At 35.6% G+C, this 15,179-nt stretch carries 12 protein-coding genes; 9 read left to right on the plus strand and 3 right to left on the minus strand.

All coding sequences use genetic code 11. From position 1 onward, the window contains the following. Positions 1 to 85 precede the first annotated feature (85 nt). Positions 86 to 2,257, plus strand: coding sequence for a phage holin family protein (locus AC5LXV_RS14580; RefSeq protein WP_110422758.1), 2,172 nt, complete (start codon positions 86 to 88; stop codon positions 2,255 to 2,257). Between the two features lie 47 nt (positions 2,258 to 2,304). Here AC5LXV_RS14580 and glyA read toward each other — a convergent pair whose 3' ends face one another. Next, the gene (gene glyA, locus AC5LXV_RS14585; protein WP_110432769.1) at positions 2,305 to 3,561 is read right to left on the minus strand and encodes a serine hydroxymethyltransferase; all 1,257 of its coding nucleotides are present in this window, start codon (positions 3,559 to 3,561) and stop codon (positions 2,305 to 2,307) included. A gap of 401 nt (positions 3,562 to 3,962) precedes the next feature. On the opposite strand from glyA, the gene AC5LXV_RS14590 reads away from it, so the two are divergent. The 5 genes from AC5LXV_RS14590 (at position 3,963) to AC5LXV_RS14610 (ending at position 9,527) form a co-directional block, all read left to right on the plus strand. Next, positions 3,963 to 4,364, plus strand: coding sequence for a hypothetical protein (locus tag AC5LXV_RS14590; RefSeq protein ID WP_110432768.1), 402 nt, complete (start codon positions 3,963 to 3,965; stop codon positions 4,362 to 4,364). A gap of 89 nt (positions 4,365 to 4,453) precedes the next feature. Next, positions 4,454 to 5,377: a tRNA modification radical SAM protein MnmL/YtqA gene (gene mnmL / locus AC5LXV_RS14595; protein WP_493466873.1), complete on the plus strand. Its 924-nt coding sequence runs from the start codon at positions 4,454 to 4,456 to the stop codon at positions 5,375 to 5,377. Positions 5,378 to 5,971: 594 nt separating this feature from the next. Next, positions 5,972 to 7,093 (plus strand): glycosyltransferase family 4 protein, encoded by a 1,122-nt coding sequence (locus AC5LXV_RS14600; protein WP_493451959.1) that lies wholly within the window; start codon positions 5,972 to 5,974, stop codon positions 7,091 to 7,093. Then, a complete protein-coding gene (gene rfaP, locus AC5LXV_RS14605; RefSeq protein WP_493466874.1) occupies positions 7,086 to 7,889 on the plus strand; it encodes a lipopolysaccharide core heptose(I) kinase RfaP in 804 nt (267 codons plus the stop codon). Before AC5LXV_RS14600 ends, rfaP begins: the two co-directional genes overlap by 8 nt. A gap of 15 nt (positions 7,890 to 7,904) precedes the next feature. Then, positions 7,905 to 9,527 carry a DUF2813 domain-containing protein gene (locus AC5LXV_RS14610; protein WP_493466875.1) on the plus strand — a complete coding sequence of 541 codons (1,623 nt, stop codon included), beginning with the start codon at positions 7,905 to 7,907 and terminating at the stop codon, positions 9,525 to 9,527. 60 nt (positions 9,528 to 9,587) lie between these two features. Here AC5LXV_RS14610 and ettA read toward each other — a convergent pair whose 3' ends face one another. Further along, positions 9,588 to 11,255 (minus strand): energy-dependent translational throttle protein EttA, encoded by a 1,668-nt coding sequence (gene ettA / locus AC5LXV_RS14615; protein ID WP_034902677.1) that lies wholly within the window; start codon positions 11,253 to 11,255, stop codon positions 9,588 to 9,590. 303 nt (positions 11,256 to 11,558) lie between these two features. Between ettA and AC5LXV_RS14620 the strand changes: the two genes are divergently transcribed. Then, positions 11,559 to 11,978 carry a hypothetical protein gene (locus tag AC5LXV_RS14620; protein WP_493466876.1) on the plus strand — a complete coding sequence of 140 codons (420 nt, stop codon included), beginning with the start codon at positions 11,559 to 11,561 and terminating at the stop codon, positions 11,976 to 11,978. Between the two features lie 115 nt (positions 11,979 to 12,093). Here AC5LXV_RS14620 and nfsB read toward each other — a convergent pair whose 3' ends face one another. Next, positions 12,094 to 12,738 (minus strand): oxygen-insensitive NAD(P)H nitroreductase, encoded by a 645-nt coding sequence (gene nfsB, locus AC5LXV_RS14625; protein ID WP_110432762.1) that lies wholly within the window; start codon positions 12,736 to 12,738, stop codon positions 12,094 to 12,096. A gap of 457 nt (positions 12,739 to 13,195) precedes the next feature. Here nfsB and AC5LXV_RS14630 point away from each other — a divergent pair, with 457 nt between their 5' ends. Together AC5LXV_RS14630 and AC5LXV_RS14635 are read left to right on the plus strand one after the other, a co-directional pair. Beyond that, positions 13,196 to 14,278, plus strand: a complete 1,083-nt coding sequence (locus tag AC5LXV_RS14630; protein WP_493466877.1) for a Gfo/Idh/MocA family protein — start codon at positions 13,196 to 13,198, stop codon at positions 14,276 to 14,278. Positions 14,279 to 14,288: 10 nt separating this feature from the next. After that, a complete protein-coding gene (locus AC5LXV_RS14635; protein WP_493466878.1) occupies positions 14,289 to 15,176 on the plus strand; it encodes a sugar phosphate isomerase/epimerase family protein in 888 nt (295 codons plus the stop codon). Positions 15,177 to 15,179 lie beyond the last annotated feature (3 nt).

Consider the following 15,179-nt stretch of genomic DNA (forward strand, 5'->3'; position numbering starts at 1 on the left):
GCATTCCTTTTCTCTTCTAAACAAAAATACTGCTATACTTATTAATAATTGAATAAATTAATAATATTTCAGTATGGAGGTAATTATGCGTCATACTTGGACATTTCAACGTGTTGGTGGATTAGATCAAGTCGTATTAAAAAATGCCGATGACATTATCAACTTACCCAATTTAGATCCTAAATTATGGGTTGCACTTAGTTGCCCGACAACCGGTTTAGATTTTGATCAAAGAACATTACAATTGTTAGATTCTGATAACGATGGCCGCATTCGTATTCCCGATATTTTAGATGCAATCAGTTGGGCAAAAGATAAAATCGTCTCTTTCGATAATATAGTACAATCCTCAGAAACATTGCCACTATCTCAAATTGATGATTCAACAGAACAAGGTAAAAAATTATTAGTTACTGCGCATAGTATTTTGGCGAATTTAAATAAGAGCCAAGCCGATTATTTAACGCAAGATGATGTCCAGCAATCGCTAAAAATTAATGCCAGCAAACTCTACAATGGCGATTTAATTTTTCCACCTTCTGGCGAATTATCACCAGAAATGCAGAACTTTATTCAAACAGCAATTAAAACGACCGGTGCCCAAAAAGATATGAGCGGGCAAGATGGCATAAATCTAGAAATTGCGCAAACTTTTGTAAAAAATCTAAAAAGCTGGCAAGCATGGCAAACCGATATCAGTAATACTCAGACCCCTTTTGGGGAAAATCGTTCTGAAATATGGAAGTTGGTTCAAGAATTAAAACCGAAAATTGATGACTATTTTCTGCGGGTTGAATTAGCGCAATATGCTCCTCAAGCACAAAATGCACTCAACGTTGATGAAAAATATATTGTTCCAACGCAAAATGGCTTACTGTCAGATCAAGCCCTAGCTGAACTGCCGTTATCTAAAATCGATAGCAATAATTCATTAGATCTGGTTAACGGTCTTAATCCACTTTGGAAAAGTAAAATTATTCGATTTAGGGCTTTAGTGGCATCCCATTTAACCGATCCTAACCAATTAACATCACAAGAGTGGCAAGATATTCAAACGGGTCTTAATGCCTATGCCACGTTAATTAGTTCTAAACCAGATATGCAACAATTAAACGTAGCAACTAAACCTACTGCGAGTATTGAGGATATTCCTAGCAATCAGATCGCCAATTTTACCAATGGTAATTTATTAAGCGAATTTGAAAAAATGGTTGACCAAGATAATAAAACGCCAATTTCAGCATCAGATGTTTTTGTGTTAGAAAAACTAGTGCTATTTCAAAAACATTTTTATCGTTTATTGATTAATTTTGCTTCATTTGCGGAATTCTTCTCACTTGACCATTATGCTGCTTTTCAATTAGGCAAACTTTATATTGATGGTCGTTGTGCTACGCTTTGTGTTGCCGTTGATAACATCGCTAAACATTCAACTATGGCTGATTATTCAGAACTTTGTTTACTTTATTGTGAATGCACAAGGCACGGTCAAAAACAGACGATTGTTGCCGCGATTACCGCCGGACAAGGTGATTTACTAATGGAAGGGCGTAATGGGGTATTTATTGATAATGAGGGTAATGATTGGGATGCCAATGTGGTTAAAATGATAACTAAACCAATTAGCATACAACAAGCGATTTGGGCCCCTTATCAACGAATTGGCCGCTTAATTACCGAACAAATTAATAAATGGGCGAGCAGTAAAGACGCCGATATAGAAAAGACCAGTACCCAAGCAATCCAAAATCCAGAAAATAAATTTGATATTGGTAAGAGTGTTGGTATCTTCGCAGCTATTGGTCTAGCGATCGGCGCTATTGGTACTGCACTGGCAACCATTTTTCAGGCTATCTTCTCTCTCACTTGGTGGCAATTCCCATTAGTGATTTTAGGTTTGTTCTTAATTATATCTGGGCCATCAGTAATATTAGCTTGGTTAAAATTACGCAGGAGAACACTTGGTCCATTACTGGAAGCTTCAGGTTGGGCAATTAATGGGCAAGTAAAAATCAATTTACTATTAGGTGGATTACTTACCAGTAAAGCGGAATTACCCACCAATGCTAAACGAAATTTAACTGACCCTTTAAGAAAACGCAATAAAAAAGCACGGATAATATTCTGGTCAGCAATCTTAGTTGGGGTAGTTCTGGTTGGCACTGCTTTATGGTTTAAAAATGATATTGCCAATTATTTTAAACAACAGCAACAGCAGTTAACCCAAAGCCAAACTCAAAACGAACAGAAAAACTAATCGGCTATAATATTTTTCGCCGACATTACGTCGGCGAAATTTTCTTATTAATGTTGATAAACCGGTAATCGATGGCAAATTGCCAATACTTTTTGTTTAACGGCTTGAATAGCTTGTTCATCATCAATGTTATCTAACACATCACAAATCCAGTTAGCTAATTCACGAGACTCTTCTTCTTTAAAACCTCGACGAGTCACAGCTGGGGTACCAATTCGCACTCCTGATGTCACAAATGGGCTTTGAGGATCGTTTGGTACGCTATTTTTATTGACGGTGATATTCGCACTACCTAAAGCGGCATCCGCCTCTTTACCTGTTATCTTTTTATCAACCAAATCAATTAGGAATAGATGATTTTGGGTTTCGCCTGACACGACTTTGTAGCCACGTTTGATGATCACATCAACCATCGCTTGAGCATTTTTAACAACTTGTTTTTGGTACTCTTTATAAGCGGGTTCCATCGCCTCTTTTAAGGCAACGGCTTTGGCAGCAATGACATGCATTAACGGACCACCTTGTGCCCCAGGAAAGACAGCAGAATTTAATTTTTTGTAAAGATCTTCACTGCCACCTTTGGCCAAAATAAGACCACCACGTGGCCCACCAAGGGTTTTATGAGTTGTTGTTGTCACGACATGAGCAAATGGTACAGGGTTTGGATAAACACCGGCTGCCACTAAACCAGCCACATGCGCCATATCCACAAATAAGAAAGCACCAACACTATCCGCTATTTCACGCATCCGCTGCCAATCAACTACTCCTGAATAAGCAGAAAAACCACCAATGATCATTTTCGGTTTTGAATCTAAGGCTATTTGGGCTAATTGGTCATAATCAATATGTCCAGTTTCGTCAACACCATAAGCAACCACATTGTAGAGCTTACCAGAAAAGCTAACTGGTGAACCATGAGTTAAATGCCCACCTTGAGACAAATTCATGCCTAGCACAGTATCACCCGGTTTTAGCAATGCCATATAGACTGCAAAATTGGCTTGTGAGCCTGAGTGTGGTTGCACATTGGCATAATCTGCACCAAATAACTCTTTAGCCCGTTCAATCGCTAATTGCTCAACAATATCAACATATTCACAACCACCGTAATAACGCTTACCTGGATAACCTTCAGCATATTTGTTAGTTAATTGCGTGCCTTGTGCCTGCATCACTCTTGGGCTGGTATAGTTTTCCGATGCGATAAGTTCTAAGTGATCTTCTTGGCGTTGTTCTTCACCTTTAATAGCATTCCACAATTCTTGATCATAATCGGCAATGGTCATTTGTTTACTAAACATATTGGCTCCTTGTAAGCAATTACGTCAACCTAACGGCTCGTTACAGTACTTGATTAGTATAAAAAATATTACATTATCGTCACTTAATCAGCGTTGAATTTCAATCTTTTTTTGATGTTATAAATAATATTTATATATTATTAAGCTGCTAATTAACTTCATTAGCTAAATTAGCCATATTTAAGCCGACAAAAAACCGCTCCTTAACTCTCTATAGTTTCACCATTTAGCGTTGATTTTTCAACTTTTAAACCGTGAAGCTAAATTTTAACTAAAAATATTTTCTTTAATATAAATGCAAATAAAACTATCTATTACAAAATATTTATAATCTAATTGATATATTTATCATTAAGTATAAAATCTAGCAAAAATAGATTTGGCTATTTAATTACATCTAAATGAAAAAAATAATTTTGTCTGTGGTTTTATCTATTAGCTATTTTTTTAGCCTATCGGTTAATGCAAGTCAGGTTAATATTTGTTTATTAACCGGTACACTTCTTGCAGATCCGCAAATTGCCATTATGTCATTCTCGCCTAGCGATGATAATGGTAAAACTCTACCAGAACGAGAGTATAATAATGTTGAATTAGAGGTGTTAGTCACGGCTGCAAATATTACTGAAACGAGAGCTGATAGCCTATGCGCTTTGCCTAACAACCAACCTTACAAAATAACGGTCAGTTTAAGAGACGAATATAGTTTAAATGATGCTAAAAAAGGAGAACAAATCAAGTTACTGCATATTTATAAAAATTACCCAAACGGTGAAGACGAAGATTATATCTTACAAAACTAACCATTTGATTAGTTGTTTCCCTTAACTTAATAGCCATTGAGTATCTTACATATCTTGGTAAAATAGCCAAAAATTTTGTTTGGTTTATTATGCAACTTCATTTAGTGGTCAATACCTTCGGTTCGGATTTGCAACGTCGCTATGGCGAAAAAATCTATAAGCTCACTTTACATGGTGGTTTTAGCTGCCCCAATCGTGACGGTACTATAGGTCAAGGTGGTTGTACCTTTTGTAATGTGGCATCCATCATTGATGAATCAATTCAGATTAAATCAATATCAGATCAATTGCTATCGCAAGCCAAGCAAATGAAAAAATCTAAACGTTATCTTGCTTATTTTCAGGCCTATACCAGTACCTATGCTGAAGTGGAAATTCTTAAAAATATGTATCAAGAAGCGCTAAACAGTGCCGACATTGTTGGTCTTTGTGTTGGTACACGTCCAGATTGTGTACCCAAAGAAGCATTAGATTTGCTTGCTGATTATCAGAATCAAGGTTACGAAGTTTGGTTAGAACTAGGTTTACAAACCGCTCACGACAAAACATTACACCATATTAATCGAGGGCACACGTTTGATGACTATCATCAAACAGTACAAAAAGCGCGACAATTAGGTATAAAAGTTTGTACCCATCTTATTATTGGTCTACCTAAAGAGAATAAACATGACAATCTTATCACCCTTAACCGCGTGTTAGACAGTGGCATTGATGGCTTAAAAATTCATCCGTTACATATCGTTGAAGGCAGTATTATGGCTAAAGCATGGCGAGCCGGACGAATTGCGGTGTTATCTTTAGAAGAGTATGTCGATATTGCCGGAGATATTATTCGCCAAACACCTGCCAATATTTTATATCATCGAATCTCAGCCAATGCTAGAAAACCAACGTTACTGGCACCGGATTGGTGTGAAAATCATTGGCAATCAATGAATGCGGTTGATAATAATTTACGCCAATTTGGCGCTCAAGGTAGCGCCATTGGTGATCCTTATTATTTTGAATAATAAATTGAAAACAACATGGAAAAAATATTGAGGAACGTATATTTTAACTATTAATAAGCACAATTATATTTGAAATTGATAGCTAAAAAGTAAATGATTTAGCTAAAAAAACATGCCTCAAAATTTTTTATCTTACTATCTAGATATTGACCTTATCAACTTAATGGATTGTGTTTAGAGCAATTAAATCTATCTATTGCAATAGATCATTTATGATAAACAAAATAAGCTTTATGCTAAGGTTAATTAGCTAACTATTGCTGTTATTCGCTATAAATATATTGGTAATCAATAAGTATGGATGAATGGCTGATTAAGGACTAGGGGCACTTTGTCAATTAAGTGGTAATAATGATGATCATGTTACATTTATCGACTTTTTAATTCCATTTATTCTGGCTCTGTTTTTATTCGAAAATAAAAAATTAAGATATGGTTTCTATTTTTTCAGTAATTCGCTATTTAAATTAATTGTTTTTTAATTTAATTATTTATAAAACAATATATTAGTTTTGCGATAAATTTATTCAGGGTATTTTTGCCCCTTTTTACCAACAAGTATATAATGATGTTTTCTAACTTGAGATAATCTGCATGCAACTGGCTTTTTGTATTTATAAATTTTTCCCTTTTGGTGGTTTGCAACGCGATTTTTTACAAATTGCTACTGCTTGCCAAGCTCGAGGTCATCAGATCCGTGTTTATGTATTGGACTGGCAAGGCGATAGACCGGATGGCTTTGATATTATTATCGTTCCGAAAAAAGGATTATCTAACCATAGTCGTAATCAAGCCTATTATCATTGGGTGAAGAGCCACTTACAAGCTAATCCAGTCAATTGTGTGGTTGGTTTTAACAAAATGCCGGGCCTAGATGTCTATTTTGCTGGTGATACTTGTTTTGCGGAAAAAGCTGCCCATAAAGGCTTTTTTTATAAACTATCAAAACGTTGTAAACACTATTTAGCATTTGAACAAGCGGTATTTGCTCCTAGTTCGTCCACCAAAATCATGGTGTTAACTAAGCAACAAATTGAAGATTTTAAAAATCATTACCATACTCAAGATGAGCGGTTCTTTCTATTGCCACCTGGCATTGCTTTAGATCGAAAATATAGTGTTGATTCGCCTCAAAAACGTCAACAATTTCGATTAGCTAATCAAATTAGTCTTGATGATTTTGTGATTGTGCAAATTGGCTCAGATTTTAAACGTAAAGGCGTTGATCGTACATTGAAAGCAATTGCGGCTTTACCTAACGACCTCAAGCAAAAAGTTACCTATTTGGTGGTTGGCCAAGATAAACCTGAGCCATATCAGAAATTGGCCGATGAGTTAGCTATTGCTAAACAGGTGCGTTTCTTTTCTGGTCGTAATGATATTCCTGATTTTTTATTTTCCGCCGATCTATTATTGCATCCGGCTAGACAAGAAGCCGCAGGCATGGTATTGATTGAAGCATTAGCCGCAGGCGTGCCGGTGATTGTTTCCGGTATTTCGGGATATGCTTACCATATTAGCCAAGCTAATGCCGGTATAGTATTGCCAGAACCTTATGATCAATACGCATTAAATCACGTGTTAGCGCAAACAATTATTGATAAAACACAATGGATTACTTGGCATAATAATGCTATTGCTTATGGTAATAGTGAAGATTTATATCATCTAGCACAGCGTGCAGCTGACATTATTTTAGGATGTCATTATGAATGAAGTAAAACTTAAATCACCATTCAAAGAATTATGGCAAGGTAAAGATCCCTTTACCGAAGTTGAATTGATTTCAGGTAAAGTTTATCGTGCTGTTAAACAACGCAAAACTCTAAATTTTCAATTAGATGGCCAATCCTATTTTATTAAAATTCATCGTGGCACAACGGTTAAAGAAATTGTAAAAAATCTGATTTCGCTACGCTTACCGGTTTTAGATGCGAAACAAGAGTGGGATGCGATTCATCGTTTAGAGCAAGCTGGCGTGAATACGATGGACGGCCGAGCATTTGGACGCAAAGGATTAAATCCTCTGACCCGACACTCTTTTATTATTACCAAAGACCTTAATCCTACTATCAGTTTAGAAGATTTCACTAGGTCATGGTTAACTAATCCACCTAGTTATCATTTAAAACGAGCGTTAACTATTTATTTAGCTGATATGACAGCTAAAATGCATGGCGCGGGAGTCAATCATCGTGATTGTTATTTGTGTCATTTCTTGTTGGATTTACCTCTACTGGAAAATAACCAGCAACTCAAACTTTCGGTGATTGATCTCCATCGAGCACAAACACGCGATAAAGTTCCTACCCGTTGGCGTGATAAAGATTTAATTGGACTTTACTTTTCATCAATCAATATTGGATTAACTCAGCGAGATATTTGGCGTTTTTTAAGAACCTATTTTAAGAAACCGATTAAAGCCATTTTGCGAGATGAAGATGAATTAATTGCAAGTGCTAAACATAAAGCTGAGCGTATTGCGAAACGAACTGAAAAGTATCATCTTTAACCATAAGGACATGACATGTTTATTGAACAAATTGATATCAAAGGATTTAGAGGAATTAAGCAACTTTCATTGAAACTTAATGCTAAATCTAGCGTGCTGATTGGTGAAAATCAATGGGGTAAATCAAGCTTACTTAGCGCTTTAAAGCTGCTTACATTAGATAATAAATTTTATCAATTTGTCGAATCAGATTTCTACCATGATAATGATGATGGTAATCATATCTCAATAAATGTTGTCTATTGTGAATCTTATGTAAATCAATTAAATGAGCAAGCCTATCAACCATTGCAAGTCGCTAGTTATCGTTCACCATCCGATGGTTTATATCGAATTGCTTATCAAATCAGTGCTGAAAAAAGTGGTGGCAATATTATCACCGCGCATAATTTGTTGAATGAATATGAGCAACCGTTAAAACTGGATAATGTCAAATTATTGATCGCTATTTTAATTAATTTAAATCCAGTCATGCCGCTTAAAAATTCAGTTAATGCCAAGGATTTACCTGTCACTAATGAGCCATTATCACAATACTTTATTGATCAACTATCTGAACAATTAAAAGCACATTCGGCACAATTAAGTCAGGATGAGCTTAATCGGGGATTACAAGCAGCACGTTCATTATTAGCATACTATTTTGTTGATTCTCAACAACGATCTAACTATAAAAAATTAGCACAAAAAAATAATCCAAAAACCGAAGATTGGAATTCGCTCGAACGAATCAATAATGTCTTAGATGATTTAGATAATGATTATCTTCGCACCGCACTTTTAGGTATATTTGGTTCGATTGTTAATGCTAAAGGTGATAATCCTCTCTCTCACAGTTCAGTACCAATTTTAGTTTTAGAAGAACCCGAAAGTCAGTTACATCCAATTATTCTCTCGGTTGGCTTTCGTTTATTAAAAAATTTACCTTCGCAAAAAATCATTACTTCTAACTCAAGTGATTTAGTCTCTCTGTTTCCATTAGAGAGTATTTACCGATTAATTCGCCAACCCGAACAAATTGTCAGTAAGTATATTGCCCCTCATTCGTTAAGTGTTGGCGATAGTCGACGCATTTTATTCCATGTACTTTATCGACGCCCTACTGCACTATTTGCCCGTTGTTGGTTGTTGGTTGAAGGTGAAACTGAAGTTTGGTTACTTAGAGAGCTTGCCGAACAAAGCGGCTATCACTTAAGTTCGGAAGGAATTCAGTTGTTGGAATTTGCGCAGTGTGGTTTAAAACCATTAATTCACTATGCGAATAGAATGGGTATTCGTTGGTATGTAATCACCGATGGTGATATGGCAGGTAAAAAATATGCTCAAACGGTACAATCACAATGTGAACCAGGTGAAAATTTAAATGATTATATCACCGTATTGCCAGCCCGCGACATTGAAAACTTTCTATTTAAACATGGTTTTAGTCACGTATACAAGTTAGCTGCTTATAATACTGTTGCCCATATTGATATGTCAGTACCGAAAATTATTCAAAAAGCGATCCACAAAAGTTCAAAGCCCGATTTAGCTATTGCGGTTTGTGATGATGCTAAAGCGCGTGGTGCCACAGCAATTCCTCGATTATTAACCGATACTTTTGCTAAGTTGGTTAAGACATCCAAATCCTTGCTGTAAATTTTTTTATTTAGTAATAAAAAAACCGCCGATAATTATCGGCGGAATTTTCTGATAAAGTTATTTGGCAATTCGTTTATATTTAGCACGTTTAGGTTCAAGTGCTTCTGCTCCTAAAGTGCGTTTTTTCCACTCTTCATATTCGGTAAAGTTACCTTCAAAGAACTCAACATGCCCTTCGTCTTGGTAATCTAAAATATGAGTGGCGATACGGTCTAAGAACCATCGGTCATGTGAAATCACCAAAGCACAACCCGGAAACTCTAATAAGGCATTTTCCAGCGCACGCAAGGTTTCGACATCAAGATCATTGGTCGGTTCATCAAGTAATAGTACATTACCACCAACTTGTAATAATTTAGCTAAATGCACACGTCCGCGTTCACCGCCTGATAGTTCACCCACACGTTTTTGTTGATCGACCCCTTTAAAATTAAAGCGACCAACATAAGCACGGCTTGGAATTTCGAAATTACCGATACGCATAATATCTTGTCCGTTGGATATTTCATCCCAAACGGTTTTTTTATCATCCATACTATCGCGGAACTGATCAACCGACGCTAATTGTACTGTATCACCTAAGGTAATAGTACCTGAATCTGGCTGCTCTTTACCTGACAACATTCTAAATAGAGTTGATTTACCGGCACCATTAGGACCAATAATACCAACGATTGCCCCTTTAGGAATGCTAAATGAGAGGTTATCAATCAACACGCGATCACCATATGATTTGGTTAAATTAGCCACTTCGATAACTTTATCACCTAAACGTTGCCCAGGTGGAATAAAGAGTTCATTGGTTTCATTACGTTTCTGATAATCATTACTGTTTAATTCTTCAAAACGCGCTAACCGTGCTTTGCTTTTTGCTTGACGACCTTTTGGATTTTGCCGTACCCATTCCAACTCTTTTTCAATTGATTTACGACGCGCTGATTCGGTTGCCGCTTCTTGAGCTAATCGCTGATCTTTCTGTTCAAGCCAAGATGAGTAATTTCCTTCCCATGGGATCCCTTCACCGCGGTCAAGTTCTAAAATCCAACCGGCAACATTATCTAAGAAGTAACGGTCATGGGTAACAGCAACCACTGTACCTTCATAATCATGTAAAAAACGCTCTAACCAAGCAACCGATTCAGCATCCAAATGGTTGGTTGGTTCGTCAATTAATAACATGTCAGGTTTTTCAAGCAATAATTGACAGATAGCAACACGACGACGCTCACCACCAGATAAATTTTCAATTTTCGCATCCCAATCAGGTAAACGTAAAGCATCAGCTGCACGCTCTAATTGGTTATCAAGATTGTGGGCATCTTGCGATTGAATTATTGCTTCAAGCTCGGCTTGTTCTTTAGCTAATTTATCAAAATCAGCATCAGGATCGGCATAAGCCGCATAGACTTCATCTAACCTAGCCAAAGCGTTTTTAGCATCGCCAACAGCCTGTTCAATTGCTTCACGTACAGTCTGTTTAGGGTCAAGTTTAGGTTCTTGAGGTAAATAACCGATTTTAATACCCGGTTGTGGGCGAGCTTCACCTTCAATCTCGGTATCTACTCCGGCCATAATGCGTAGTAATGTAGACTTACCTGCCCCATTTAAGCCAAGAACACCTATTTTAGCTCCCGGAAAAAAACTTAAAGAGATATCTTTTAAAATATAGCGTTTAGGAGGAACAATCTTCCCCACGCGGTTCATGGTATAGACATATTGCGCCATAAAACATTATCCGTTTAATTGATTAAAACTAGCAACTCAATGATATTACTAGATGATTGATGGCGTATATTGTAATGATTCTGAAAGCTTGGTCTAGCGTTATTTGTAAGAATGTAATGAATTTATTATATATCAATTCACTAATTAATAATGAATGATTGAAAGATTAATTAAACTATCGGTTTTAACCCATTTGAATTCCGTTCTAATTTTGAGCATGACTATTTATTATCTTTCTTTATGGTTCTATACTGATAATTATTGATTTTCACCTCAATTATAGGTATTTAAGGAAGAAATAGTATGGGAATTGAATATGGCATTATTGCCATGGATAACTCTGTTCGGCAAAACATGGTTTTAAATGCATTTAGTCCGTATTGCACGAAAGTAAATGATGAAGAATATTCATTAGATTATGGGGTTGAGATTTATAATGACAAAATTATATCTAACTCTTGTACCTTAATTTTCTCTTTTGACGAAGAGGATGAAAGTATAGTTTCATCAATCGATATTTTACGTCCTTGTGATCATATTGAATTAGAAAAAGCCATTTATTCACTTATTCACCAATATCCAATGATTTTTACTTGTTCAGATTTTCCACTAATGACGGCCAATAAAAAATGTATGGATTTATTAAAAGAGGAAGATTTAGAAACGTTCGAAGAAACAACCCTAGTTACTTCATTTGATGAATTTTCTAGCCTATTAGGTTAAAAAAACTTATCAATTCAAATGCAATGATTGGCTCATCTAGCCGAAAAGATGTTGCAATAAAGTCTGTGTGGATATTCTCCATATTCATTTAATATGGAGAATATTGTTTGTGATTTTATAAAAATGTAAAAATCTGTTCTTTTGGTAACCGTGATTTTGGTCGATGGGCATTACCATCATTTTCAGAGCGATAACCTAATGTCGCAATGACTAAGCTTTTTAACCCTTTGCGTTTTAAATCTAAAATCTCATCCATTTTATCACAATCAAATCCTTCGATAGGCGTTGAATCAACACCAATTGCCGCAGCAGCAAAAAGTAATTGCCCTAAAGCCAAGTAAGTCTGTTTACCTTCCCAACATTGTTGAGACTCAACAGTTTTGCTATTTTTAGTGACAAAATAACGCCTTGATTCATCCTGAGTTTGCTTAAGCTCAGATGATGGTAATCTGCCATCTTTCTCTTCTTGATTAAGTAGGTTAACTAAATGCGCATCTTCTAACGGCGCTTTAATACAAAATAAAATAGTATGCGAAGAATCGGTCACTCGCGGTTGATTGAACTCAGCAATGGCCGGTAAAATTTTATTTTTAGCGGCATCATTATCAATAATATAAAAATGCCAAGGCTGTGAATTTACCGACGAAGGACTATTTCTTAATACAGTTAGTAACTGTTCAATTTTATCTTTAGGAATCTTTTTACTTTTATCATAATGTTTAGTTGTATAACGTTTTTGCGAAATTTCGACGATATTCATAATGGCTCCAATCAATGATAATTAATGTTGAAATAGCGTTACTTGGGTAAATCTCTTTTTAGAGTAGAAATGGATACATAAATAATGAACATTCTTATTATTGAAATGATTATTTTGAATCTAGAGAAACTACTTATCAGGCAATTTATCACTTATGCCCTAAACGCTAACCATTCTGCATATTCTTTAACTATTTTTCAATTTATTTTTTCTGTTTCTTTTTTAGAGATTGTTGATAATTAATGATTGGTCATTGAGGTATTTTTATTCTCTTTAAAGACAAAAAATAATAGCTTATTGATTACCCTTTAATCTCTAATCTGCGAAATAAGCAATAATTGTTCTGAAAATGTGACCGGTATCAAATAATTTATTATCTGATTAACCTTATAATGAAGAAAATTAATTCATTTTTATGACTTAATTAGTTACCAGTAACATTAGAGGATTTTATTAAATGGAAAACTTAAAAACAGCTCTTGTTGGTTGTGGAAAAGTAGGACACTTTCACGCAAAAGCATTGATGAATTTAAAACAATCTAAATTTATAGCTGTCTGTGATCAAAATCTGGCACGAGCGCAAGAGTTTGCAAAACAATATGGTGTTAAAGCCTATGATAATGTTGAGCAAATGATTATAAATGAAGGGATTGAGATGCTTAGTATTTGTACTCCTCACCCTATCCATGCATCTGTTGCCATAGCTGCAACCAATTTGGGGTGTCATATTCTAGTCGAGAAACCTTTAGCATCAAATTTAGCTGATTCTCAGGCAATATTATCTGCGGCCAAAAAAGGTAACGCCAAAATAGGCACCGTGTGCCAACGTCGTTTTTATAGACCATGTTTAAGAATGAAACAAGCGATTGATGATGGAAAAATTGGCAAGCCAATAATTGGCACCGTAACCATGTTAGGTTGGCGTGATAAAGCTTATTACGAAAGCGATCCTTGGAGAGGAACATGGCAAGGTGAAGGCGGAGGCGTTCTAGTCAATCAAGCTCCTCATCAACTTGATTTACTTTTATGGTACATGGGTGAAGTTGAAGAGGTTTATGGATTATGGAAAAACCTAAATCATCCCTATATCGAAGTTGAAGATACAGCTGTTGCCATCATTAAATTTAAAAATGGCGGTATAGGTAATGTGTTAGTAAGTAATTCTCAAAATCCTGCACTCTATGGAAAAGTGCATGTTCATGGAGAAAATGGCGCTTCTATTGGAGTACAAACCGACGGCGGTGCAATGTTTATAGCTGGCGTGTCTTCAATTACTGAGCCGCCATATAATGACTTATGGACGATTCAAGGAGAAGAAGATCAATTACCAATATGGAAAAAAGAAGATTGTGACTTTTTTAATAGTGTAGATTCAATGTACTATTATCATCAACTTCAAATTGAAGATTTTCTTGATTCATTAATAAACGATACTCCCCCTTTAATTGATGGACTCGCTGGTTTAAAAACAGTTGAGTTGATTGAAGCAATTTATCGTAGCACCCAAAGTAATAAAGTTATTAAGTTTCCACTAGATTAAGGATGCTATTGTGAAAATTGGATATAATCAATCAAATGCCATGAAATGTTCTAGTGTAGATAAAGACTTAGTCCTATGTGAAAAAAATGGCTTTGATTTTATCGAACTAAGATTAGATATGCTTCATGAATATTTGAAAGAACATGATGTAAACGAATTAAAGCATTTTTTTGAAAAAAATAACTTAAAACCGCATGCATTAAATGCCCTTTATACATTTCCAACTCTATTTGATGGCACGCAGAGCCAACAAGAACAAGACTTAGTTGCCGAGTTTATCTGGGGATGCGAAATAGCACAAGTAATTGGATCTGAATATTTTATTATAGTTCCACCATTACAAAGAGATCCCAATGGAGGACCATTTATTGGTTCATGGGAAGATAATTGCAAAAATTCAGTAAGAATCTTATCTCACTTATCAAATTTAGCCGAACCTTATGGAATTAAACTTTGCTTCGAATTGGTTGGTTTTAATCGCAGTTCGGTAAGAACTGTTGAACAAGCTTGGCAAATAGTAAAAACCGTAAACAAAGACAATGTTGGATTGGTTATCGATTCTTTTAATCTTTATTTATACAACCGTTTGAATGATTTTTCAGTAATAAAACAAATTCCTGTTAATAAAATTTTTGCCGTTCATATAAATAATGGGGACGATGCTCCCGAAGAACAGTTGTCTCAAGCACTACGTCGCTTTTGCGATGAAGGAGTACTCGATTTAAATAATTTTCTAATCACCTTAAAAGAGATGGGATACACAGGAATGGTTTCAATTGAAACCTTTAGACCTGAATATTGGGAAAAAACACCTGAATGGATAATTTCACAGGCCTATCAAACAACGAAACAAATCATGAGCCATTGTAACTGTTTAACTAATGGACAATATTTATAATTA

This window comes from Gilliamella sp. LMG 34359, from assembly GCF_984569085.1.